Raw genomic sequence first — 24691 nt, forward strand, 5'->3', positions numbered from 1 at the left:
ATCAGTGCAACATGAAAACTCAAACCAAGAGCAAGAAAGTCAACAAGGCCTGGCTGCATGACCATGTCTCCGATACCTATGTGAAATTGGCCCAGAAAGAGGGCTATCGGGCCCGCGCCGCCTACAAGCTCAAGGAGATCGACGAGGAGCTGAAGCTGATCCGGCCCGGGCAGGTGGTGGTGGATCTGGGGGCCGCGCCCGGTGCCTGGAGCCAATACCTGCGGCGCCGCTTTGCACCCGAAGGCGCTGGCGTCGGCGCGCTAAACGGCACCATCATTGCGCTGGACCTGCTGGAGTTCGAGCCCATCGAAGGGGTTCAGTTCATCCAGGGCGACTTCCGCGAGGAAGCCGTGCTCAAGCAACTGGAGGACGCGCTGGCCGGGCGGCCGGTGGATGTGGTGGTCTCGGACATGGCGCCCAATCTTTCCGGGATCGCGACTACGGACGCCGCCCGTATCGAGCACCTGATCGAGCTGGCAATAGATTTCGCCCAGCATCACCTGAAGCCGGACGGGGCCCTGGTGGCAAAGGTCTTCCACGGCAGCGGCTACAACGAGCTGGTCGAGCTTTTCAAGCAAAGTTTCAAGAAGGTCAAGCCGATCAAGCCCAAGGCCTCCCGGGACCGTTCCTCTGAGACTTTCCTGGTCGGCATCGGCCTGAAGTGACGATTTGCGTCAAATCTCTATCGCTGTGAATGGGATTGCCAATCATGGATGGGGACTTGACTGACCTAGAATCAACCCCAACTGCCGTGCATCGCCCGCCCAACCGGGTCGGGCCAATGGAATCGAATTGAAGGAGTCGCGGTGAACAATCAGTGGTTCTCGAAGATAGCTGTTTGGATGGTGATCGCCCTGGTGCTGTTCACCGTCGTCAAGCAGTTCGATCGAGGCACGAGCCAGGGCAACCAGATCGGCTACTCCGACTTCATCGACGAAGTCCGGGCTCGCCGCATCAAGCAGGTTACCTTGCAGGAAACGGCCAGCGGCACCGAGATCGTGGCCTTGGGCACCGACGACAAGGCGGTCAAGACCATCGCGCCGCCGTACGACCGCGGCCTCTATGGCGACCTGCTGAACAACGGCGTCAAGTTCAGCGTCAAGCAGCGCGAGGAGCAGAGCATGCTGCTTGGCCTCCTGATCAGCTGGGGCCCGATGCTGCTGCTGATCGGCGTCTGGATCTATTTCATGCGCCAGATGCAGGGCGGTGGCAAGGGCGGTGCCTTCAGCTTCGGCAAGAGCAAGGCCCGCATGCTGGACGAGGCCAACAACTCGACCACCTTTGCCGACGTGGCTGGTTGCGACGAGGCCAAGGAAGAGGTCAAGGAATTGGTCGACTTCCTGAAGGATCCGCAGAAATTCCAGAAGCTGGGCGGCCGCATCCCCCGTGGCGTACTGCTGGTCGGCCCTCCGGGCACCGGCAAAACGCTGCTGGCCAAGGCGATTGCCGGCGAAGCTAAGGTGCCGTTCTTCTCGATCTCGGGCTCCGACTTCGTCGAGATGTTTGTCGGCGTCGGCGCCGCCCGGGTGCGGGACATGTTCGAGCAGGCCAAGAAGAGCGCTCCTTGCATCATCTTCGTCGACGAAATCGACGCGGTCGGTCGCCATCGCGGCGCGGGCCTGGGCGGTGGCAACGACGAGCGCGAGCAGACGCTGAACCAGATGCTGGTCGAGATGGATGGCTTCGAGACCAACCTCGGCGTGATCGTGATGGCCGCGACCAACCGTCCGGACATCCTGGACCCGGCCCTGCTGCGTCCTGGCCGCTTTGACCGCCAGGTCTATGTGACCCTGCCCGATGTGCGTGGCCGCGAGCAGATCCTGAACGTCCACATGCGCAAGGTGCCGGTGGGCCAAGACATCAAGGCCGACATCCTGGCTCGCGGCACGCCGGGCTTCTCCGGTGCCGACCTGGCCAACCTGGTCAACGAAGCCGCCCTTTTCGCCGCGCGCCGCAATGCCCGCGTGGTCGAGATGCAGGACTTCGAAAAGGCCAAGGACAAGATCATGATGGGCCCCGAGCGCAAGTCCATGGTCATGCCCGAGGAAGAGCGCAAGAACACCGCCTATCACGAGGCCGGCCATGCCCTGGTGGCCAAGCTGATGCCCAAGACCGATCCGGTCCACAAGGTCACGGTGATCCCGCGTGGTCGTGCACTCGGCGTGACCATGCAACTGCCGGAAGGCGACCGCTACAGCATGGACAAGGACCGCATGCTGAGCACGATTTCGGTGCTGTTCGGCGGCCGCATTGCCGAAGAAGTGTTCATGAACCAGATGACCACCGGCGCCAGCAACGACTTCGAGCGCGCCACGGCCATCGCCCGTGACATGGTCACCCGCTACGGCATGACCGACGAACTGGGCCCCATGGTCTATGCCGACAACGAAGGCGAAGTCTTCCTCGGCCGTTCGGTTACCAAGACCACGAACATGTCCGAAGAGACCATGCGCAAGGTCGACCAGCAGATCCGCAAGATCATCGACGAGCAGTACTCGATCGCCCGCAAGCTGATCGAAGACAACCAGGACAAGATGCACGTCATGGCCAAGGCCCTGCTCGAATGGGAAACCATAGACGGCGAGCAGATCGACGACATCATGGACGGCCGGCCGCCGCGTCCGCCCAAGGACTGGACACCGCCGGCTGGGGGCCGCACCGATGGCGGTCCCTCGGTCAGCACCGATGGAGCGCCTGCCACGGCCTGAGGCCCTGGTTAGCTTCCGCAGCGGGGCCAGTCTCAGGACTGGCCCCGTTTCTCTTTGACACAGCCTTACTCGACTCGCGATGCAGCAACATTGGCAGACCCGCCGCTTCCGCCTGGACCTTGCCAGGCCCAGGTTGATGGGCATCGTCAACGTCACGCCGGATTCCTTCTCCGATGGCGGCCAGCACGGCGAAGCTATCAGCGCCATCGCCCATTGCGAGCGGCTGGTGGAGGAGGGGGTCGACATCCTCGATATCGGCGGCGAATCAACTCGACCGGGCGCAGCCGTTCTGCCGGACGACGAGGAGTGGCGCCGCATTGCGCCAGTCATCAAGGCCGCGGTCAAGCTGGGCGTGCCGGTCTCGGTCGATACCTGCAAGCCTTCGGTCATGGCTCGTGCCCTCGATGCGGGCGTGGACATCGTCAACGACGTCCAGGCCCTGCAGCGAGCTGGTGCGCTGGAGGTCTTGCTGGCCCATCCAGATGCCGGCATCTGCCTGATGCACATGCGGGGCGACCCATCCACCATGCAGGCGCTGGCCGACTATGCAGACGTGGTGCGCGAGGTCGGCACCTTCCTGGCTGATCGCGCAAACGTGCTGCGTACAGCGGGCGTTGCTCCGGAACGCATCGCGCTCGATCCCGGCTACGGTTTTGCGAAGACTTCCGAGCACAACCTCGAACTACTGAGGCGACAGCGCGAATTGCTGGCGCTGGGCTATCCGCTGCTGGTCGGGTTGTCGCGCAAGCGGACGCTGGGCGACCTGACCGGCCGGCCGGTCGACCAACGCGTGCACGCCAGCGTGGCCGCGGCCTTGCTCGCCTTGTCGCATGGCGCCCGCATCCTGCGTGTGCACGATGTCGCGGCGACAAGCGACGCGATCAAGGTCTGGGTCGCTGGCGGCGGGCGTGGTGCGCTGTTCGCCGACAATAGCGGCATCTAAGAATCTGGAGGCAGCTCTCGATGAGCCGTACCTATTTCGGAACCGATGGCATCCGCGGCACCGTGGGCCAGTCGCCGATCACCCCCGACTTCATGCTGCGCCTGGGCCATGCCGTGGGCCGCGTGCTCAAGCGCCAGGTGGCGCGCCCCAGTGTGCTGATCGGCAAGGACACCCGCATTTCGGGCTACATGCTGGAATCCTCGCTGGAAGCCGGCTTCGCCTCGGCCGGGGTAGACGTCAAGCTCACCGGCCCGCTGCCCACACCGGGCGTGGCCTACCTGACCCGGGCCCTGCGCCAGGATCTGGGCGTGGTGATCTCGGCTTCACACAACCCCTTCGCCGACAACGGCATCAAGTTCTTCTCCAGCAAGGGCGAAAAGCTGCCCGATGCCTGGGAACTGGACGTCGAGGCCGCCCTGGAAGAACCGCCGGTCTGGGTCGACTCGGCCAATCTGGGCCGCGCCCGGCGTCTGGAAGATGCCCGCGGGCGCTACATCGAGTTCTGCAAGAACTGCTTTGGTTCGGACCTGACGTTAAAGGGCATGAAGGTCGTCGTCGATGCGGCCAACGGCGCCGGCTATCACGTCGCTCCGGACGTCTTCCATGAGCTGGGTGCCGAGGTCATCGCCATTGGCTGCAGCCCCGACGGCTACAACATCAATGCCGGATTCGGTGCCACCTCGCCAGGGGCACTGGTCGAGGCGGTCAAGAAGCATGGCGCTCACTATGGCGTCGCCCTGGACGGCGATGCCGACCGCCTGCAGCTGGTCGATGCCCAGGGCCGTCTCTACAACGGTGACGAGCTGCTCTACGTGATGGTGGCCGACCGCCTGAGCCAGGGCCTGCGCGTACCGGGCGCCGTCGGCACCCTGATGACCAATATGGCGGTCGAGCTGGCTCTGCGTTCGCGTGACGTGGACTTCGTCCGCGCCAAGGTCGGCGACCGCTATGTGCTGGAAGAGCTGGTCGCGCGCGGCTGGGAGCTGGGTGGCGAAGGCTCGGGCCACCTGCTGGCGCTGGACAAGCACACGACCGGCGATGGCATCGTCAGTGCCCTGCTGGTGCTGCAGGCGATCAGCCGCAGCGGCCGCAGCCTGTCCGAGCAACTGGCCGGCGTGGACCTGTTCCCGCAGACCCTGATCAATGTGCGGCTGCAGCCGGGCCAGGACTGGAAGGGCAATGCCCGCCTGGCACAAGAGCAGGCCGAGGTGACCGCCGAGCTGGGTCAGCGCGGCCGCGTGCTGATCCGTGCCTCGGGCACTGAACCGCTGCTGCGGGTCATGGTCGAGGCCAGCGACGCTGGTTTGGCTGAAACCTGTGCCCAGCGCTTGGCCGAGGCCGTGCGCGCCTGAGCTGGTCCCCGCAAAAGATCAAGGCCGCCCGTGCGTGAGCACTGGCGGCCTTTTGCATTGGCGAGGCCTGTCGAAGGCCAGCTCGGCTTACTTCTTCGGCGGCATCAGCACGCGGTCGACCACATGGGCCACGCCGTTGGTAGCGCTGATGTCGGCCTGCTGGACCATGGCTTCCTCGACGGTGACGAAGTCGCCGGCGCGTGCCAGGGCCAGGCTGGCGCCCTGCAGGGTCTTCTGGTTGCTGTTGCGCACCTCGGCTGCCGGCAGCTTGCCGGCCACGATGTGGTAGCTCAGCACGGCCTTGAGCTGGGCCTTGTCGGCCAGCAGGGCTTCCATGGTCTTGGCTGGCACGGCCTCGAAGGCTTCGTCGCTAGGAGCGAACACGGTCAGCGGCCCGGCGGCGCGCAGTTCTTCGCTGAGGCCGGCTTCGGCCACCAGGCGGTTGAAGGTGCTCAGCTGCGGCGCGCGGGCCAGGGTTTCGGTCAGAGGGGCCGGCGCCGGGGCACTGGCACAGGCCGCCAGGGTCAGGGCCAGCAGGGCGCTGCCGGTCCAGCGGATCAGGGCTCGGTCAAACATGGGGGTTCTCCAGGAAAGCAGGGCGCCAGCGCCCGGTGCCGTGGACTGTAGAAAGTCGATGTGACAGACCGGTGAACTTCATGTGACAGTCCGGGTGACGGCCGGACATGGCGCTGGAACTTGTCTTCTGATGTCACTACGCTGTCACATTGGCTTCCTAGCATGCCGGGCATCGTCAACCAAAGCACAGTGACAGGCCAAGCCATGAATCTCACCCGTCTCGCTCAAGGTCTTCTGTTCGCCGCCGCCCTGGCCGCCACGACGGCCGCCTCGGCCCAGGACGTGACCGGCGCCGGCGCCTCGTTCCCCGCCCCCATCTATGCCAAGTGGGCCGACGCCTATCACAAGGCCACGGGTGCTCGCATCAACTACCAATCGGTCGGCTCCGGTGCCGGTATCCGCCAGATCAAGGCCAAGACGGTCGACTTCGGCGCTTCGGACGCGCCGCTGAAGGACGACGAGCTGGCCAAGGACGGCCTGGTCCAGTTCCCCACCGTGATCGGCGGCGTGGTGCCGGTGGTCAACGTCAAGGGTGTGGCCCCGGGCCAGCTGAAGCTGACCGGCCAGGTGCTGGGGGATATCTACCTGGGCAAGATCGCCAAGTGGAGTGACCCCGTCATCGCTGCGCTGAACCCCGGCCTGACCCTGCCTGACGCCGCCATCGCCCCGGTGCGCCGCGCCGACGGCTCGGGCACCAGCTTCCTGTTCACCAATTACCTGAGCAAGGTCAACGCCGAGTGGAAGTCCAAGGTCGGTGAAGGCACGGCCGTGAACTGGCCGACCGGTGCCGGCGGCAAGGGCAACGAGGGCGTCTCGTCCTATGTGCAACGCCTGCCGAACTCCATCGGCTACGTCGAGTACGCCTACGCCAAGCAGAACAAGATGTCCCATGTGCTGCTGAAGAACCAGGCCGGCAACTTCGTCGCTCCCAGCGATGACGCCTTCAAGGCTGCCGCCGCTGGTGCGGAATGGGCCAAGAGCTTCTACCAGGTGCTGACCGAGCAGGCCGGCAAGGACAGCTGGCCCATCACCGGCGCCACCTTCATCCTGATGCACAAGGCCCAGGAGAAGCCCGGTTCCGCGGCTGCTGCCCTTAAGTTCTTCGATTGGGCCTATGCGGCAGGCGGCGACAAGATGGCCGACGACCTCGACTACGTGGCCCTGCCGGTTGCCGTCAAGGACCTGATCCGCAAGCAATGGGGCGAGATCAAGGGCGCCGACGGCAAGGCAGTTGGCTACAAGTGACCTGCGACTGACGCAAAGGCAAGCAGCCCGGCGAGACCTCGCCGGGCTTTCTTGCAAGAACAGACTGGCTACAAGAAACCACCCACCGAACAAGCACCATGGCAGCCATTCTTCCCGCTGAACCCCTGGCCGGCCGCGCCGCCGAGCTGTCCCGCCCGCAAGGTGGGCCACCGGCACGCCGTCGCGTGGCCCCCTGGGCCGACACGCTGTTCTCGCTGCTGGCCCATGGCGCGGCCTGGCTGACCTTGCTGCTGCTGGCCGGCATCATCGTCTCGCTGCTGTTCGGCGCCGCACCGGCCATCCAGAAGTTCGGCCTGGGCTTTCTGCTGTCGACCGACTGGGATCCGGTGCAGGAGAAGTTCGGCGGCCTGGTGATGATCTACGGCACGCTGGCCACCTCGTTCATCGCCTTGCTGATCGCCGTGCCGGTCAGTTTCGGCATTGCCCTGTTCCTGACCGAGCTGTCGCCGAACTGGCTGAAGCGCCCGCTGGGCATTGCGGTCGAACTGCTGGCTGCCGTGCCCTCCATCGTCTATGGCATGTGGGGCCTGCTGGTGTTCGGGCCCATCCTGGCTACCTATGTGCAGCAGCCGCTGCAGGCTGCGCTGAACGGCGTGGCCTACCTGGGCGCCCTGGTGTCGGGCCCGCCCGTGGGCATAGGCATCCTGTCGGCCGGCATCATCCTGGCCATCATGATCATCCCCTTCATCGCCTCGGTGATGCGTGACGTGTTCGAGGTCACCCCGCCGATGCTGAAGGAATCGGCCTACGGCCTCGGCTCGACCACCTGGGAGGTGGTCTGGAAGGTGGTGCTGCCCTACACCAAGACCGGCGTGGTCGGCGGCGTGATGCTGGGACTGGGCCGTGCGCTGGGCGAGACCATGGCGGTCACCTTCGTGATCGGCAACATGAACCAGCTGAATTCGCTGTCGGTCTTCGAGGCGGCGAACAGCATCACCTCGGCACTGGCCAACGAGTTCGCCGAGGCGGCCGAAGGCCTGCACCAGGCCTCGCTGATTTACCTGGGTCTGGTGCTGTTCTTCATCACCTTTGTGGTGCTGGCCTGCTCCAAGCTGCTGCTGAACAAGCTCAAGAAGAACGAAGGAGCCAAGGCATGAGCGCGACTTCAACGGCCCGCCAGGCCATGCATGCGCGCCGCAAGCGCGTGAACCAGATTGCCTTGGCGTTGTCGCTGGCCGCCATGGCGTTTGGCGTGTTCTGGCTGATCTGGATCCTGGTCGAGACCGTACGCCTGGGCCTCGGTGGCCTGAACCTCGCCACCTTCACCCAGATGACCCCGCCTCCGCAGGCCGAGGGTGGTGGCCTGGCCAACGCGATCTTCGGCTCGGCCATGATGGTCGGCCTTGCCACCCTGGTCGGCACGCCTATCGGCATCCTGGCTGGCGTCTACCTGGCCGAGTACGGCCAGAAGACCTGGCTCGGCAGCTCGGTGCGCTTCATCAACGACATCCTGCTGTCGGCACCATCCATCGTGGTGGGCCTCTTCATCTACGCCGTGGTGGTCACGCGGATGAAGAGCTTCTCGGGCTTCGCCGGCATCCTGGCCCTGGCCCTGATCGTGATTCCGGTGGTCATCCGCACGACCGAGAACATGCTGAGCCTGGTGCCCAATGCGCTGCGCGAGGCGGCCTACGCGCTGGGCACGCCCAAGTGGAAGGTCATCATGGCGGTGACGCTGAAGGCGGCCCGCTCCGGCGTGATCACCGGCGTGCTGCTGGCCCTGGCCCGCATCTCGGGCGAGACCGCGCCGCTGCTTTTCACCGCGCTGTCCAACCAGTTCTGGACCTCGTCGCTGGGCGAGCCCATGGCCAGCCTGCCGGTGACCATCTTCAAGTTCGCGATGAGCCCCTACGAGAACTGGCAGAAGCTGGCCTGGGCGGGCGTCTTCATCATCACCATAGGCGTGCTGTTGCTGAACATCCTGGCGCGCGTGTTTTTCAAGAACAAGCACTGAACAAGCGAGAGAACGACCATGGACGCGAAAGTCGACATGCCCATCACCGAGCGCGCCAAGCTCTCGGTGCGCAACCTGAACTTCTACTACGGCAGCTTCCACGCGCTGAAGAACATCAACCTGGACATTCCCGAGAACAAGGTCACCGCCTTCATCGGCCCGTCGGGCTGCGGCAAGTCCACACTGCTGCGCACGCTGAACCGCATGTTCGAGCTCTACCCTGAGCAGCGCGCCGAAGGCCAGATTCTGCTGGACGGCGAAGACATCCTGTCCAGCCGCGAAGACGTCTCGCTGATACGCGCCAAGGTCGGCATGGTGTTCCAGAAGCCGACGCCGTTCCCGATGTCGATCTACGACAACATCGCCTTTGGCGTGCGCCTGTTCGAGACGCTGCCGCGGGTGGAGATGGACGAGCGCGTGGAATGGGCGCTGAAGAAGGCGGCACTGTGGAACGAGGTCAAGGACAAGCTGAACCAGAGCGGCTCCGGCCTCTCCGGTGGCCAGCAACAGCGTCTTTGCATCGCCCGCGGCATTGCGATCAAGCCCGAGGTGCTGCTGCTGGACGAGCCCTGCTCGGCGTTGGACCCGATCTCGACCGGCAAGATCGAGGAACTGATCCACGAGCTCAAGAGCGACTACACCGTGGCCATCGTCACCCACAACATGCAGCAGGCGGCGCGCTGCTCGGACTACACGGCTTACATGTACCTGGGCGACCTGATCGAGTTCGGCCCCACGGGCGAGCTGTTCATGAAGCCCAAGCGCAAGGATACGGAAGACTACATCACCGGCCGATTCGGCTGAGCGGGGAGCACAAGCAATGAGCGACAAGCATCTGTCCACCCAATTCGACGCCGAGCTGAGCGGCATCTCGACTCGCGTGCTGGAGATGGGCGGCATCGTCGAGGCCCAGGTGGCCCAGGCGGTCGAGGCCCTGGTGCAATTCAGCGGAGAGCTGGCCACCAGCGTGCTGCAGACCGAGGAGCGGGTCAATGCGATGGAGGTCGAGATCGATCGCGATCTCTCGACCATCATCGCCCGGCGCCAGCCCACGGCGCGCGACCTGCGCCTGCTGATCGCGATCTCCAAGACGATCGCCAATCTGGAGCGGGTCGGCGACGAGGCGGCTCGCGTGGCGCGCACCGTGCAGCGACTGATCAATGCCGGCGTGTCCAGCCGGCTGCGCCTTCCGATGTCGGACCTGGCCTTCGAATCCGAGCTGGCCGTGGCCCTGCTGCGCAAGGCGCTGGACGCCTTTGCGCGTCTGGACGTTGAGCGCGCGCTTGAGGTGCTGAAGCAGGACGACCAGATCGACAAGGAGTTCGACGGCCTGCTGCGCAAGCTGATCACCTACATGATGGAAGACCCGCGCACCATCTCGGCCTCCATCGACCTGGTCTTCGTGGCCAAGGCCATCGAGCGCGTGGGCGACCATGCCAAGAATCTGGCCGAGGTCATCATCTACGTGGTCAAGGGCACCGACGTGCGACACAACACGCCCGAGGAAGTCGAGACCATGGTCCGCTGAACGGACCGGCGAAAAGCAGTTGAAGCAAGAATGAGGAGAGAGGAATGAGTCGAATCCTGGTGGTGGAAGACGAATCGGCAATTGCCGAGCTGATCTCCATCAACCTGCGTCATGCAGGCTTCGAGGTCACGCTGGCGGCCAGCAGCGACCAGGCCCAGTACGAGGTGGACCGCGTGCTGCCCGATCTGGTGGTGCTCGACTGGATGCTTCCCGGTCAGAGCGGTGTGGCTCTGGCCCGCCAATGGCGTGGTGCGGCCCGGACCAAGGAGCTGCCCATCATCATGCTGACCGCGCGGGCCGACGAGAGCGACAAGATCGCGGGCCTGGACGCCGGTGCCGACGACTATCTGAGCAAGCCGTTCTCGACCAACGAGTTGCTGGCGCGTATTCGCGCCGTGCTGCGCCGTCGTGCCCCCGAGGCGCTGGACTCGGTGGTCGAAGTCGGGGGCCTGAGCATCGACCCCGGCACCCGTCGCGTCAGCCGCGACGGCACCGAGGTCAAGCTGGGCCCGACCGAGTTCCGCCTGCTGCACTTCTTCATGACCCATCCCGAGCGGGTGCACAGCCGCTCGCAGCTGCTGGACCGTGTCTGGGGCGACCATGTGTTCATCGAGGAGCGCACGGTCGATGTCCACGTCAAGCGCCTGCGTGAGGCCCTGGAAAAGGTGCATTGCCAGCGCATGATCGAAACGGTGCGCGGCGCCGGGTACCGGCTGACGCAGCAGCAGGCGGCGCTGTCCAGCTGACGAGGACGCTGCATTGACCTGGTTTCTTGCGCGCCTGTTGCTGATCGCCCTGGCCTTGCTGGTGGGCGCGGCGGTGGGCTGGTGGGCAGGACGCGAGTTCGCCACGCCACTGGTGGCCGAGCTGATGGGCGCCGGCACGGCCGTTGGCTTGTTCGCACTTTTTGATTCGCTCCGTGCCCACCGCCTGATGGAATGGCTGCGCGGTTCGCAGCAGGAGGCAGCACCGCGTGACCGCGGGTTCTGGGGTGAGATCGGCTATCGCGTCGAGCGTGCACTGCGCCAGCGCGAACAGGCCCTGGCCCGGGAGCGCCTCTGGCTGGAACAGTTCCTGTCCGCCATCGAGGCTTCGCCCAATGGCGTGCTGATGCTGGACGACAACGACCAGATCCAGTGGTGCAACCGGGTGGCGGCCGATCACTTCTCGCTGGATCCCCAGCGCGATCTGCAGCAACGCATCACCAACCTCGTGCGAGCGCCGAGTTTCGTCGCCTACCTTCAGGCCGGCGAGTACCAAGAGCCGCTGATGCTGACCATTGGCGCGCGGGGGCGGGGCAGCCTGTCGGTGGTGGTCCGCGGCTACGGCGATGGCCGCAAGCTCATCCTGTCGGTCGATGTGACCGAGCGCGAGCGGGCCGATGCGATGCGGCGCGACTTCGTGGCCAACGTCTCGCACGAAATCCGTACGCCGCTGACCGTGCTGGCCGGCTTCATCGAGACCATGGACAACCTGCCGCTCACCGAGCCGGAGCGCCGCCGCGTGCTTAGCTTGATGCAGCAGCAGACGCAGCGCATGCAGACCCTGGTGGCCGATCTGCTGACACTGGCGCAGCTGGAAGGCAGCCCGCGTCCGGCGCCGGATCGCTGGGTGCCACTGGACAACCTGCTGCAGCGGGTTCGCAGCGACGCCACGGCGCTCTCGACGGGTAGGCACAGGATCACGGTCATAGCCGACACCCAGATTGAACTCGCCGGCGTGGAGGGCGAACTGCTAAGCGCCATCGGCAATCTGCTGTCGAACGCGGTGCGCTACACGCCGGAAGGCGGCGGCATCGACGTCCATTGGCGCGAGCTGGCGGATGGTTCGGGGGAGCTCTGCGTGGCCGATACCGGGCCCGGCATTGCCCGCGAGCATCTCCCGCGTCTGACCGAGCGCTTCTATCGCGTCGACGGCAGCCGCTCACGCGAGAGCGGTGGCACGGGCCTGGGGCTTTCCATCGTCAAGCACGTGGTGCAGCGCCACGGCGGCGAGTTGCAGATCGAGAGCGAGGTCGGCAAGGGCAGCCGCTTCAAGCTGCAGTTTCCGGCGGCGCGGGTCCGCACCCGTCAGCTGGAACAAGCCCAGCCGGCCGAGCAAGCCTGATCCGGTTCAGCGCGCCAGCAGCTGGTAGCCCTGATCGCCGCGGTCGGTCGGTCGCTTGACCAGTGCGATCAGGCGCCAACCGGCCGGCGAGGCCTCCTGGCCCTGTACATAGCGCAAGGCGTGATTGCACTTCGTGTGCGAGAGCGGCAGGCGGCCGTCGACACGCCATCCGCCCTGGAACTCCAGCGAGGCGATCAGCGACATCGCCTGACCCGGGACGGCCAGGCAATTCATCCCGGCCGGCACCTGGGTCTTCAGGCGTTCCACCAGGGCCCGGTTGCTGCGGGCGTAGTCCAGCGGCGGCAGCATCAGTGTCATGGCTAGGAGCCAGGCCAGCGTCACGCCCCCGGCTGGCAGGGCCAGGCTTTTCCACAGCGCATGTTGATGGCGGGCCGTGCGCCAGCGGACCAGGGCCAGCCAGGCAAGCGTCGCCAGTGCTGCTATCAGCAAGGCCAGTGGATGGAAGCTGGGCTGGAAGCCCTGGGCCAGTCGCTGCAGATTCGCCAGCAGCTTGGGAGGCCAGCCCTGCTGCATGGACAGGTAATAGGCCCAGAAGAACAGGGCCACGGCGCTGAAGAAGAAGACCGAGAACCAGTCGACCGCGGCCGCAAAGCTGCGCTTGAGCGTGGGCAGGGCGAATGCGGCGAGCACGGCCAGCGGGGGCAAGGTCAGCAGCAAGGCGCGGTCCGAGCCGTTCATGGCTACCGAGGCCACCAGCGGCACGGTGAACACGATCAGCGGCAGCAGGATGTGGCGGCGCGGCCAGTGCTGGCGCCAGCGCCACAGTGTCCAGAAAGCCAGCGGCCAGGCCGGCCAGCAGAACCAGCTGAACTGGCTCAGTTGCTGCAGCACATAGTCCGCGCCGAACGGCACATGGACTCGCCAGGCCCACGCATCAAAGGTCCAGGCTGACAGCGCGCCCAGCAGGCCCGCGACCAGCACCCACATCGTCAGGCCGCGCACGTCGTCGTAGCTGGAGCGCTGGCACAGCCAGGCACCCAGACCAGCGAACAGCATGGCCACCGCCGGGGCGCCGCTGGCGGCCAGCATGGGCAGGGACAGCAGCACCGCGACTCTCGACTTCACTGCACGGAATGGCGCGGCCGCCAGGCCATAAAGATAGGCCGAGCAAGCCAGCAACTGCAGCAGTTCCGGCGTGGTCTCATGGCCCAGCATCAGCAGGCCAAGGCTGGCCATCAGGGCGAGCAGGGCGCCATCGGCCATGGCGCGGGCATAGTCCGTCGTCTGGGCCTCGCCGCCAAAGGCGAAGGCCACGGGCTGGGCCGCTTCGGTGCGGGCGAGATGGAAGCTGCTGTACCAGACCAGTACGAACACGCCGAGCAGCACCAGGGCGAAGGGCAGGCGGGCCGCGAGGGCCGGGTCCAGGAAGGGCAGGACCTTGATCGCCAGCGCTCCCAGCCAGAACGGCAGCGGGCCGCCGTCGGCGGGAATGCCTCCGATGGCAGGCTGCCACCAGGGAGCGTGCCCCTGGGCGATGCTGGCCATGAAGCCGAAGGCCGTCAGGTCGGCATTGCGCCAGGGATCGCGGCCGAAGACGCCGGGCAGCACATAGGCGGCACCCAGCAGCAGCAGGGCCAGGCGCGGCAGGCGCTGGGCGCCACGCTCGGCCACGATGGCAGGGGTCGGCAGGTTCACGGGACGACGGCTCTTGTGTTTGTGGTCGGCATCATGCCGCAGATCGGGCGGGCACAAAAAAAGGCAGCCGGGGCTGCCTTTTTGCGAGGAATCCTCGACTGCCCGCAGGCAGCGCCGGATTACTTCTTGAGGTGAGCAAACTTGTTGCGGAACTTCTCGACGCGGCCGCCGAGGTTGTCCACGCTCTTTTGCTGGCCGGTGTAGAAGGGGTGCGATTCGCTGGTGGTTTCCAGCTTGACCAGGGGCATGGTCTTGCCGTCGATCTCGATCGAGTCCTTGGTCTGGACGGTCGAACGCGTCACGAACTGGAAACCGTTGGACTGGTCAATGAAGACCACGTCGCGGTAATTGGGGTGAATGCCGTCTTTCATGGGAACCTCTCGCCGTAGCTGTTTCAGTGCCGGGAGCCACGCTCGCACCACGCAAGCGCACTTTCTGGCGGCGGAAAAACGGCGATTATAGCCAGAAACGCAAGAAGCGCCCCATGGGGCGCTTCCGAGGCGCCGGCAGGGCCGGCGCAGAGGCCTTCAAGATCAGCCCCCTCGACGCATCATGTCGAAGAAGTCGAGGTTGTTCTTGGAGGCCTTCATCTTGTCGAGGATGAACTCCATCGCCTCGATCTCGTCCATGTTGTAGAGCAGCTTGCGCAGGATCCAGCTCTTTTGCAGGATCTCGGGCTTGAGCAGCAGCTCTTCGCGGCGGGTACCGGACTTGTTGATCAGGATCGACGGATAGACACGCTTCTCGGCCATGCGGCGATCCAGGTGGATTTCGCAGTTGCCGGTGCCCTTGAACTCTTCGTAGATGACTTCGTCCATGCGGCTGCCCGTGTCGATCAGCGCCGTGCCGATGATGGTCAGCGAGCCGCCTTCTTCCACATTGCGGGCCGCGCCGAAGAAGCGCTTGGGGCGCTGCAGGGCGTTGGCGTCCACGCCACCGGTCAGCACCTTGCCTGACGAGGGCAGGACGTTGTTGTAGGCGCGGGCCAGGCGGGTGATCGAGTCCAGCAGGATGATCACGTCCTTCTTCAGCTCCACCAGGCGCTTGGCGCGCTCGATCACCATTTCGGCGACCTGCACGTGGCGGGCGGCGGGCTCGTCGAAGGTCGAGGAGATGACCTCGCCGCGCACCGTGCGCAGCATTTCGGTAACTTCTTCCGGACGCTCGTCGACCAGCAGCACGATCAGGTGGCAGTCGGGATGGTTGGCCACCAGCGCGTGCGCCAGGTGCTGCATCATCACCGTCTTGCCGGTCTTGGGCTGAGCCACCAGCAGGGCGCGCTGGCCTTTGCCTATGGGGGCGATCAGGTCGATGATGCGACCGACCGTGTTCTCGTCGCCCTTGATGTCGCGCTCGAGCCTGAACTGTTCCTTGGGGAACAGCGGCGTCAGGTTCTCGAACATGATCTTGTGCTTGCTCTCCTCGGGCGTCATGCCGTTCACGCGGTCGACCTTGACCAGCGCGAAGTAGCGCTCGCCGTCCTTGGGCACGCGCACTTCACCTTCGATCATGTCGCCGGTGTGGAGGTTGAAGCGGCGGATCTGGCTCGGCGACAGATAGATGTCGTCGGTCGAGGCCATGTAGCTGGCTTCGATCGAGCGCAGGAAGCCGAAGCCGTCGGGCAGCACTTCGAGCACGCCGTCGCCGAACACTTGTTCGCCGGCCTTGGCGCGCTTCTTCATGATCGCGAACATCAGCTCCTGCTTGCGCAGGCGGGCGACGTTGTCGATCTCGAGCTCTTCGCCCATCTTGATCAGGGCCGAGACGTGAAGCGCTTTCAGTTCGGAAAGATGCATGGATTAACCCTAATGGGTGGCCCGCGGGTTCTGCCAAGAACCGGGGGCTGGATCACTCGGCCACCAGCGCTGCAAGGACTCAAGCCGGCAGATGCGCGGCACGAACCTTCAGTACAAGAACACGGGAAGCTTGGGAGCCGAGTCCACGCGCCGCGAGGGGCGTGTTGGCAATTCTGCTGTCACTGCGGGGCCTACTGTGGAAAGAAAGCGCCCCGCGGCGACAGGTTGGGGCGGATTATAGATTGGCGTCCAGGAAGGCCGTCAACTGCGCCTTGGAGAGGGCGCCGACCTTGGTGGCGGCCAGCTGGCCGCCCTTGAACAGCATCAGGGTCGGGATGCCGCGGATACCGAACTTGGCCGGGACTTCGCGGTTCTCGTCCACGTTCAACTTGGTGATCTGCAGCTTGTCCTGGTAGTCCTTGGAGACCTCGTCCAGGATGGGGGCGATCATCTTGCAGGGGCCGCACCATTCGGCCCAGTAGTCGACCAGCACTGCCTTGTCGGCCTGCAGTACGTCGGCGTCGAAAGAGGCGTCGGAAATATGTTTGATCAGTTCGCTGCTCATGGAAGGTCCTTGGGCGGGCCGAGCCGGCCGGGGTTCAATGCACAATGATTCTGACACAAGGTTTCAAGCCCTCAGGGCAGGCGGGGCAAGGGGATTCATGCATACGGTGAGCTTGCCGCTGGACGGGCGGCACGGGGCGGGTCAGGTCTGGACCCGCGTGGCCGAGCAGGCCGGCCAATGGTTGGAGGGCCAGGGCCTAGAGGCGCGTGATGCCGTGCTGATCCTGCCGTTTGCCCAGCATCTGGCCCCGGCGCGGCGAGCCTGGATGCAACTGGGACGCTGGCTGCCGAGGATTGAAACCACCCACAGCCTGGCTTCGGCCCTGGCGCCGGCCGGCCTGGCGGAGGCTTTGCAGATCAGCTTCGATGCCGCGATGGACTCGCTCAGCGCCAAGGCCCTGCTTGTTCAGCAGACCTGGGCCCAGGCCCTCCGACGCCAGGACCCTAGGGCCTACGAGCTGGCCGTGGGTAGGCTGGTCGAAGCGGCCCAGCAACTCTTGCGGGCCGCCCATCAGCGGGTGCCCGAGGACCGGGATGGTTTCTGGACCGAGGCCCGTGCGGCGTTCGCCGCCGAATCGCCGGGCCGCCTGGAGGCAGCGCTGAGCCAGGTCGCCCTGGCCTGGGCCTCCTCCGACCACCGACCGGCGGCCACCGACGTGCTGTTCGACTGGCAGCCCAGCGCCTGGCTGGTGCTGGAGGCCGGTGGTCCGGATCCGCTGGCCCAAGCCCTGCTTGCCAGGGCAGAGCAGCGGCAGGTGCCTGTGCTGAAGCTGAGGGCTGACGTTGAGCTTGACCAGGTCGGCCATGCGCCGGCGCTGCTGGAACAGGCGCTGTGCGAGGACTTCGAAGACCAGGCCCAGTGCAGCTCGGCGGCCGTGCTCGCCCACCTGAATGCCGGCCGTGCGCCGGTCGCACTGATCGCGCAGGACCGCGTTTTGCTGCGTCGGGTGCGGGCCCTGCTTGAGCGTCGCGGTGTGGGTCTGTTGGACGAAACCGGCTGGACCCTGGCCACCTCGCCGGCCGCCGCGCAGCTGATGGGCCTGCTCAAGGCCTGCGCTCCGCAATCCACGCTGGATGAATGGCTGGCCCTGCTGAAAAGCGGCCTGTGCCAGACCCTGCGCGGCCACCTCGCTACGGAAGCCTTGCCGGCCCTGGAAGCCGTCTGCCGCAGAAAGGGATGGCGGAGCCCGCAGTCGGTGCGATTCGAGGAGCTCCACGTGGCCAGCCTCAGCCTCTGGCGCCTGGCTCGCAGTGCTGTGCGCCAGTTCAACGAGGGTGCCTCCGAACGCAGCCTGCAGGAGTGGATCGATGCCCTCAAGCAAGTGCTGCAGCGCCTGCAGGCCGAAGAGCCCTTGCTGCAGCTCGATGCCGGCCAGGCCCTGCTGGATGTGCTGTGGCTGCAGCGCCAGCCCTGGCCGGGCAGCGCTCATGAATACATGCTGCAGCAGACCCGGCTGGACCAGGCGGGCTTCCTGTCCTGGGTCGACCAGACCCTGGAAGCCCAGCAATACCTGCCCCCGGCGCCCGAGCAGCCGCAGGTGCTGGTGACGCCACTGGCCCGTGCGATGCTGCGGCCCTTTGGGGCCATCGTGCTGCCCGGTGCCGATGCCCAGCTTGGCGCTGTGACAGCGCCGCCCGCCTTGATCAGCGACCGCCTGGCCGCCCGGCTCGGTCTGCCCACGCTGCAGCAGCGGCGCGAGGCCCATACCCTGGCATTCACGCAGCTGCTGAGGGCCGATGCCCTGACCCTTTTGCGCTGCACACGCCAAGGCAGCGAGCCGCTGGCCGCAAGCCCCTTGCTGGATAGGCTTGCCCTGGCGCTGCAACGTGCAGGGCAACCGGGCTTGCAGGCCTGGACCGATGCCCGAATCGCTTCCCAAGTGCCGAGCCGGCCTCAGCATCGCTCCGCTGCGAAAGCACCTGGACAGTTGCCGGCAACGCTTTCGGCCAGCGCCATCGAATCGCTCCGCGACTGCCCCTATCAGTTCTTCGCACGCGCCCTGCTCAAGCTGCGCGAGGCGCCCGAACTCGAAGCTGAACTCGACAAAAGCGACTACGGCAGCTGGCTGCACGCCTTGCTGCATGACTTCCACGACCGCCGTGGTGAGCGTCCCGATGCCGAGTTGCTGGTCGAGCTGGCCGATGAGCTGGCCAAGCAGTTGTCGCCGGCCGAGTTCCTGCCGTTCCGGGCCGGCTTCGATGGCTTCGTCCAGCGCTACCTGGCCTGGTTGGCCGGCCATGAGGCCGAGGGCGCGCGCTACGAGGCCGGCGAGCAGGATCGCGAATCCCGACCTTGGGCCGACTCGGGCCATGCGTTGGCACCGCTCAAGCTCAAGGGGCGGCTGGACCGCATGGACCGCCAGCCCGACGGCAGCTTGCTGCTGATCGACTACAAGACCGGCAGCCTGACCGGCCTGAAGGACAAGGTCGCGCACCCGGTCGAGGACACGCAGCTGGCCGTCTATGCGGCGCTGGTTCAGCCTGAGAAGGGCGAGGCCGCGATCCACGCGCAATACCTGGCCCTGGACGAACGCGAAGCCGTGATCGCCGTGCCGCATGCCGACGTCGAGCACAGCGCCGCTTTGCTGCTGTTGGGACTTGAGCAGGACCTGCTCGCCATAGAGGGTGGCGCCGAGATGCCGGCCCTGGGCGAAGGCCGCGCCTGTGGCTATTGCGAGATGCGCGGCCTGTGCCGGCGCGACGACTGGCAGGAGGTGGCGCTGTGAGCCGGGCCGCCTACACCGTCGATGGCGCCCTGGTCGAGCGCGGCCGCTTCTATGCCATCGCCTGCAATCCGCGGCGCAGCGTGGTGGTCGAGGCCTGTGCCGGTGCCGGCAAGACCTGGATGCTGGTCTCGCGCATCCTGCGTGCGCTGCTGGACGGCGTGGCCCCGCAAGACATCGTGGCCATCACCTTCACCCGCAAGGCTGCGGGCGAGATGCGGCAGCGCCTGTCGGAATGGCTGCATGAGTTCGCGCGTTGCAGTGCCGAGCGTCGCATCGATGAGCTGCAAGCCCGCGGCATGACGCTTGAGCAGGCGAGAACAGCAGAGCCGCTGCTGGCCGGCCTGCAGGAGCGCCTGTTGGGGCAGGGCCGATCCGTCGAGATCCGTACCTTTCACGCCTGGTTCGCCCAGCTCTTGCGCGTCGCGCCGCTGGAGCTGCTTCAGCGCCAAGGTATCTCGGCCGAACTGCAGCTGCTGGAAGACGAGGCCGATCTGCTGCCTCAGCTCTGGCAGCGCTTCCATGCAGCGGTCCTGGCTGACGAGGCCTTGCTGGCCGACTACCGCCAGCTGGTGGCCGAACGCGGGCGCAACACGCTGCAGCGCTGGCTTGAATCGGCCTTCGAGAAGCGGGTCGAGATCCGGCTCGGCGAGGCTCAGCTGATGGAGGGCATGCCCGGCGCCGAATCCATCGGCCCCGAGTTCGTGAGCCTCACCCATCCGCTCGAGTATTTCCCGTCGCTCAGGTCCAGGCTGGCTGCGCTGGCGGTGAGCCTGGGTGGCGCCAAGGCGGCGACCCCGCGCAAGGCGGCAACATCGATGGAGCAAGGGCTGTCGTGTGCCGACGATGCCGCCGCCTTCGACGCGGTTCGCGCTGCATTGTTCACGGCCAGGGGCGAGCCTCGCAAGAACCTGGGCGACGACGCCGAGCTGTCGGCCTGCCTCGACGAGCTTGACAAGCTCTGGCGTGCCTGCGCCCAGCAGCGCGCGTGCGATGACCATCGGCGAATGGCGCGCCTGGCCCTGGTCCTGATCGCCCAGTTCGAGCAGCTCAAACGCCAGCGTGGCCTGGTCGACATGAACGACCTGGAGCGCGGTGCCCTGGCCCTGCTGGCCGACCCGCAGCTGTCGGGTTGGGTGCAGCAACGGTTGGACGCGCAGGTGCGCCATCTGCTGATCGATGAATTCCAGGACACCAGCCCGCTGCAGTGGCATGCGCTGTACGGCTGGTTGTCTTCCTATGCCGGTGCTGGTGCCGATGCGCCTTCGGTGTTCATCGTTGGCGATCCCAAGCAGAGCATCTACCGTTTCCGGCGGGCCGAGCCAAGGGTGTTCGCGGCGGCCCGTGATTTCGTCCAGCAAGCGCTGGCCGGCGCGGTGCTGGCCTGCGACCACACCCGGCGCAATGCGGCGCCGGTGCTGGCGGCGGTCAATGAGGTTTTCGAATCGGCGCGTGCGGCCCAGCAGTACCCGGACTTCCGGATCCACACGACCGAGGTCGGCGAGCCCGGTGCTCTGGATGGGCTGTTCCAGCTGGAGGTGATTCAGCCCGAGTCTGTCGAGGCGCAAGAGCCGGACGACCAGCGCTGGCGCCCTTCGCTGAGCGAGCCGCGGCGCGAACCCGAACTGCACAGGCGCGCGGCCGAGGCCCAGGCCGTGGTGGCGGCCATCGCCGAACTGCTGGGTCGACACGGCTTGCGGCCGGGCCAGATCTTCGTGCTGGCACGCAAGCGCGAGCCCTTGCGGGTGCTGGCCCAGGCGCTCAAGGCGGCCGGTATCGCCCATGCGGCGCCCGAGGACCAGGCCCTGCTGGATGCGCCCGATGTCCGCGACCTGCTGGCCCTGCTCGATGCGCTGGCATCGCCGAGCCACAAGCTCTCCTTGGCCCATGCCCTGCGCAGCCCGCTGCTAGGTGCCAGCGAGGACGAGTTGCTGTGGCTGGCTGCGCGGGCCGAAACACTGGAGGGCGATTGGTGGCGGGCGCTGCAGTCTGACGACCTGCCGGAGGGCAGCCTGCCCAGGGCCCGTCGTCTGCTGGCCGATTGGTTGCTGCAAGTCGGTCGCTGCAGCCCTCACGAGCTGCTGGATCGCGTCGTTCATCAGGGCGAGCTGGTGCCGCGGATGCTGGCCGTGGTGCCGCCATCTGAGCGCCGCACGCGGGTCCATGCCGTCGAGGCCTTGTTGGCGCTGGCACTGGATCTCGATGGTGGCCGCTATGCCAATCTCTACGGCTTCGTGCGCGCGCTCAAGAGCCGGGCGCTGAAGCTGTCGGCGCCGGTTGAGAGTGAGGCGGTGCAACTGCTGACGGTGCACGGCGCCAAGGGCCTGGAGGCCGAGGTCGTGTTCCTGCTCGATTGCGAGGCCGGTTCGGCCCGCGCCGAGAGCGCCACGCTGCTGATCGACTGGCCTGTGCAGGCCGAGCGTCCTTCGCGGGTCGCTTTTCTTGCTTCAGAGAGCAAGGCGCCACCGGCGCTGCAGCCCTTGCTGGACGAGGAAAAGCTGCAGCGCCAGCGTGAAGAGCTCAATGCGCTCTACGTGGCGTTGACGCGAGCCCGGGCGCGCCTGGTCATCAGCCGCACGCCGGCCCTGAAAACCAGCAGCCGGGCCACCTGGTGGTCGCGCCTGGGGCCGCTGGCAACGCCATGGCAGACCGCTCCGACTCCTGTCCAGGCGAGCGCGACTTCGGCTGCGCGCTGGCTCGACCTCCCGTCGGCGCCACCACTGCCGCCCCCGCGTGCCGCCTCGAGCACCGGCGAGGCCGACGACGCCGCCAGTGCCCAGCTCGGCGAGGCCCTGCACCGGGTACTGGAATGGGCGAGCGGGCCAGCGTCCCAGCCCTTGCCACGCCTGATGGCAAGCGCCGCGCAGATGTACGGCCTCGATGCCAAGCGCACCGAGTTGCTGGAGCGCAGCGTGGCGGCCATCTTGGGCAGCAGCGATTGCGCGCGCTTCTTCGCTGCCGACCAATTGCAGTGGGCCGGCAACGAGGTGGCCGTCAGCGTCGATGGCCTGGACCAGCGCATCGACCGCCTGGTCTGTCTGCAGGAGCAGGGCCAGCCGGTCTGGTGGGTGCTGGACTACAAGCTCAACCCGGCGCCGCAGCGCAAGCCCGAGTACCTCGCGCAGCTGGATCGCTACCGCCGCGCGGTGCAAACCCTGCAGCCGGGCGAGCGTGTCCGCACCGCTTTCATCACGGCCGAAGGGAAGCTGCTCGAAACCGGCTAGAATGCGCAGCTTCGTCGGGGCGTAGCGCAGCCTGGTAGCGCATCTGCTTTGGGAGCAGAGGGTCGCGAGTTCGAATCCCGCCGCCCCGACCAAGACCTTTTTGCCAAGCCCGCACCGGTTCGTCCGGTGCGGGCTTTTGCTTTTGATAAGAGCTGTTTCAAAAGCCTCGAAAGGCGAGACCCATGGCAATCCATCAGCTGAGTGATGAACAGATCCGCACCTGGACCCGGGCGCAAAAGGATCAGTGGTGGCATTCGACCGTCTACCGTGCCGACATGGCCCAGCTGACGCTGCGCTCGGCCATCATGGGTTTCCTGCTGGGCGGCATCCTGTCCGCCACCGGCCTCTACATAGGCGCCAAGACCGGTATCACGTTGGGCGTGGGCCTGACCTCGGTGATTCTGGCCTTTGCCTTCTTCCGCATCCTGCACGGCGCTGGCCTGGGATCGGACTTCAGCATCCTCGAGAACAACTGCACCCAGTCCATCGCCACGGCCTCGGGCTATGTGGTGAGCCCGCTGTACGCCGGCCTCGGTGCCTACATGCTGGTCACCGGCAACATCCCGCCCTGGTGGCAGATCATGGCCTGGATGATCATCGTGGCCATCCTGGGCGTGCTGGTCGCGTTCCCCATGAAGCGCCGCTTCATCAACGAGGAGCAGTTGCCTTTCCCCGAAGGCCGTGCCAGCGGCGTGGTGCTGGACTCGCTCTACACCGGCGATGCCGGCGAAGGCATGTTCAAGGCCCGCATCCTGGGCTTCACCGCCCTCGGTGCCGCGATCTACCAGGCCATCATCAGCGACGGCTGGATGAAGCTGCTGCAGGTCAAGGCCTTCGGCGCCCAGGCCGCCTGGGTGCTGCATGAGCGCATCGACACCTACTACTACCAGGCGGCCGCCAAGCTGGAATGGGCCATCCCCAAGATCCTGGGCACCGACTTTCGCGTGCTGGGCCTGCGCCTGACGCTGGACGTAGCCATGATAGGCACCGGCGGCCTGATGGGCATCGCCGTGGCCACCAGCTGCATGATCGGCGCGGTCGTCAACTTCGTTCTGCTGGCGCCGCTGATGATCCAGCTCGGCGACATCGCACCGCGCATCGCACCCAGCGGCAAGCTGGTGCCGCTGAACCGGGTCGAGATCGTCAACCAGTGGTCGCTGTGGTGGGGCGTCACCATGATGGTGGTCGGCGCCATGGTCAGCCTGGCCGCCAAGCCCGAGCTGTTCACCGGCGCCTTCAAGTCCATCATGGGCAAGAAGGACGGCGCCGCCGCCACCTCCAAGTCGGACGTGCTGGCCGGCGTCGAGGTGCCGCTGTGGATCTCCTACGTCGGCGTGCCCATCTTCAGCGTGATCGGCGTCTGGCTGACCCACGAGTTCTTCGGCGTGCCCTGGCTGCTGTGCTTTGTTTCGCTGCCGCTGATCTTCATCCTGACCGTGATCTGCGTGAACTCGATGGCTCTGACCTCGTGGACGCCGACCGGCTCGCTGTCCAAGATCACCCAGTTCTCGATGGGCGCGATCGACAGCAGCAACCCGGCCAGCAACCTGCTGCCTGCTGCGATGACGGCCGAGGTGGCCACCAACGCCAGCAATCTGCTGTCGGACATCAAGGCCGGCTACATGCTCGGCGGCAAGCCGCGCCACCAGGTCGTGGGCCACATCATCGGCATCTTTGCCGGCGTGATGGCCTGCGTGCCGCTGTTCTTCCTGCTGTTCCTGCAGCCGGATGCCAATGGCGTGCGCAGCACGGCTTCGATGATTTCCGACCAGTTCGCGATGCCGGCCGTGATGCAGTGGAAGGGCGTGGCCGAGCTGATCGCCAAGGGCGTCAAGGGCCTGCCGAGCTCGGCCGTGGTCGCCATGGCCATCGCCGCCGTCGTGGCTTTGGTGATGGAAGTGACCCGCATCGTCAGCAAGGGCAGGTTCAAGCTCTCGTCCGTGGCCATTGGCCTCGGCGTGGTGCTGCCGCCCGAGTCGGTGTTCGCCATGTTCGCCGGCGCCTTGCTGTTCTGGCTGATGGGCCTGCGCCACGGCAAGAACAAGGGCTCGATGGGCCACCGCATCTGGGTCGAATGCTGCGAGCCTATCTGTGCCGGCCTGATCTCGGGCGCTGCGCTGATGGGCATTGGCAACGCCATCCTCAACGTGCTGATCTGAGCATGAAGCAGGGGCTGCCGGGAGGCGGCCCCATGCGAGAATTCCGCTCGCGCTGCCCGTAGCTCAACTGGATAGAGCAGCTGCCTTCTAAGCAGCAGGTCGGGGGTTCGAGTCCCTCCGGGCAGGCCAACCCCGC

Annotated in this window: 19 protein-coding genes and 2 tRNA genes; 16 read left to right on the top strand and 5 right to left on the bottom strand. The window is 66.2% G+C overall.

Going from position 1 to position 24691, the window contains the following annotated elements:
* The first annotated feature begins 11 nt into the window (after positions 1-11).
* The 4 genes from QT382_RS01945 to glmM all read left to right on the top strand — a co-directional run bounded on the left by QT382_RS01945 (position 12) and on the right by glmM (position 5003).
* Positions 12-665 carry an RlmE family RNA methyltransferase gene (locus tag QT382_RS01945; protein ID WP_289252360.1) on the top strand — a complete coding sequence of 218 codons (654 nt, stop codon included), beginning with the start codon at positions 12-14 and terminating at the stop codon, positions 663-665.
* Positions 666-806: 141 nt separating this feature from the next.
* A complete protein-coding gene (gene ftsH / locus QT382_RS01950) occupies positions 807-2708 on the top strand; it encodes an ATP-dependent zinc metalloprotease FtsH (RefSeq protein WP_289252361.1) in 1902 nt (633 codons plus the stop codon).
* A 136-nt stretch (positions 2709-2844) separates the two neighbouring features.
* On the top strand, positions 2845-3651 hold the full coding sequence (gene folP / locus QT382_RS01955; RefSeq protein WP_289252362.1) for a dihydropteroate synthase: 807 nt from the start codon (positions 2845-2847) through the stop codon (positions 3649-3651).
* 20 nt (positions 3652-3671) lie between these two features.
* Positions 3672-5003, top strand: a complete 1332-nt coding sequence (gene glmM / locus QT382_RS01960) for a phosphoglucosamine mutase (RefSeq protein WP_289252363.1) — start codon at positions 3672-3674, stop codon at positions 5001-5003.
* Between the two features lie 87 nt (positions 5004-5090).
* Here glmM and QT382_RS01965 read toward each other — a convergent pair whose 3' ends face one another.
* Positions 5091-5579: a fasciclin domain-containing protein gene (locus QT382_RS01965; protein WP_289252364.1), complete on the bottom strand. Its 489-nt coding sequence runs from the start codon at positions 5577-5579 to the stop codon at positions 5091-5093.
* 204 nt (positions 5580-5783) lie between these two features.
* Between QT382_RS01965 and pstS the strand changes: the two genes are divergently transcribed.
* The 7 genes from pstS to phoR all read left to right on the top strand — a co-directional run bounded on the left by pstS (position 5784) and on the right by phoR (position 12433).
* Positions 5784-6824 carry a phosphate ABC transporter substrate-binding protein PstS gene (gene pstS, locus QT382_RS01970; RefSeq protein ID WP_289252365.1) on the top strand — a complete coding sequence of 347 codons (1041 nt, stop codon included), beginning with the start codon at positions 5784-5786 and terminating at the stop codon, positions 6822-6824.
* Positions 6825-6922: 98 nt separating this feature from the next.
* Positions 6923-7942 (top strand): phosphate ABC transporter permease PstC, encoded by a 1020-nt coding sequence (gene pstC / locus QT382_RS01975; protein ID WP_289252366.1) that lies wholly within the window; start codon positions 6923-6925, stop codon positions 7940-7942.
* Entirely contained in the window at positions 7939-8799 is an 861-nt protein-coding gene (pstA, locus tag QT382_RS01980; protein WP_289252367.1) for a phosphate ABC transporter permease PstA, read from the top strand. The genes pstC and pstA overlap by 4 nt, the downstream gene beginning before the upstream one ends.
* 18 nt (positions 8800-8817) lie before the next feature.
* Positions 8818-9603 (top strand): phosphate ABC transporter ATP-binding protein PstB, encoded by a 786-nt coding sequence (gene pstB, locus QT382_RS01985; RefSeq protein ID WP_289252368.1) that lies wholly within the window; start codon positions 8818-8820, stop codon positions 9601-9603.
* A gap of 16 nt (positions 9604-9619) precedes the next feature.
* Entirely contained in the window at positions 9620-10327 is a 708-nt protein-coding gene (gene phoU / locus QT382_RS01990) for a phosphate signaling complex protein PhoU (protein ID WP_289252369.1), read from the top strand.
* Positions 10328-10371: 44 nt separating this feature from the next.
* The gene (gene phoB / locus QT382_RS01995) at positions 10372-11073 is read left to right on the top strand and encodes a phosphate regulon transcriptional regulator PhoB (protein ID WP_289252370.1); all 702 of its coding nucleotides are present in this window, start codon (positions 10372-10374) and stop codon (positions 11071-11073) included.
* A gap of 13 nt (positions 11074-11086) precedes the next feature.
* Positions 11087-12433, top strand: coding sequence for a phosphate regulon sensor histidine kinase PhoR (phoR, locus tag QT382_RS02000; RefSeq protein WP_289252371.1), 1347 nt, complete (start codon positions 11087-11089; stop codon positions 12431-12433).
* A gap of 6 nt (positions 12434-12439) precedes the next feature.
* Here phoR and QT382_RS02005 read toward each other — a convergent pair whose 3' ends face one another.
* The 4 genes from QT382_RS02005 to trxA form a co-directional block, all read right to left on the bottom strand.
* Entirely contained in the window at positions 12440-14089 is a 1650-nt protein-coding gene (locus QT382_RS02005; RefSeq protein ID WP_289252372.1) for a hypothetical protein, read from the bottom strand.
* 119 nt (positions 14090-14208) lie between these two features.
* The gene (locus tag QT382_RS02010) at positions 14209-14460 is read right to left on the bottom strand and encodes a type B 50S ribosomal protein L31 (protein ID WP_289252373.1); all 252 of its coding nucleotides are present in this window, start codon (positions 14458-14460) and stop codon (positions 14209-14211) included.
* Between the two features lie 162 nt (positions 14461-14622).
* A complete protein-coding gene (gene rho, locus QT382_RS02015; protein WP_289252374.1) occupies positions 14623-15885 on the bottom strand; it encodes a transcription termination factor Rho in 1263 nt (420 codons plus the stop codon).
* A gap of 235 nt (positions 15886-16120) precedes the next feature.
* Positions 16121-16450 carry a thioredoxin TrxA gene (trxA, locus tag QT382_RS02020; protein ID WP_289252375.1) on the bottom strand — a complete coding sequence of 110 codons (330 nt, stop codon included), beginning with the start codon at positions 16448-16450 and terminating at the stop codon, positions 16121-16123.
* Positions 16451-16547: 97 nt separating this feature from the next.
* Between trxA and QT382_RS02025 the strand changes: the two genes are divergently transcribed.
* From QT382_RS02025 to QT382_RS02045, 5 genes are all read left to right on the top strand, one after another.
* Entirely contained in the window at positions 16548-19175 is a 2628-nt protein-coding gene (locus QT382_RS02025; protein ID WP_289252376.1) for a PD-(D/E)XK nuclease family protein, read from the top strand.
* Entirely contained in the window at positions 19172-22396 is a 3225-nt protein-coding gene (locus tag QT382_RS02030; protein ID WP_289252377.1) for a UvrD-helicase domain-containing protein, read from the top strand. Before QT382_RS02025 ends, QT382_RS02030 begins: the two co-directional genes overlap by 4 nt.
* 15 nt (positions 22397-22411) lie before the next feature.
* Positions 22412-22488: transfer RNA gene (locus QT382_RS02035), tRNA-Pro, on the top strand.
* A 90-nt stretch (positions 22489-22578) separates the two neighbouring features.
* The gene (locus tag QT382_RS02040) at positions 22579-24555 is read left to right on the top strand and encodes an OPT family oligopeptide transporter (RefSeq protein ID WP_289252378.1); all 1977 of its coding nucleotides are present in this window, start codon (positions 22579-22581) and stop codon (positions 24553-24555) included.
* A 52-nt stretch (positions 24556-24607) separates the two neighbouring features.
* A tRNA-Arg gene (locus QT382_RS02045) sits at positions 24608-24684 on the top strand.
* Positions 24685-24691: the final 7 nt, after the last annotated feature.

Source organism: Pelomonas sp. SE-A7, assembly GCF_030345705.1.
Lineage (GTDB): Bacteria > Pseudomonadota > Gammaproteobacteria > Burkholderiales > Burkholderiaceae_C > JAUASW01.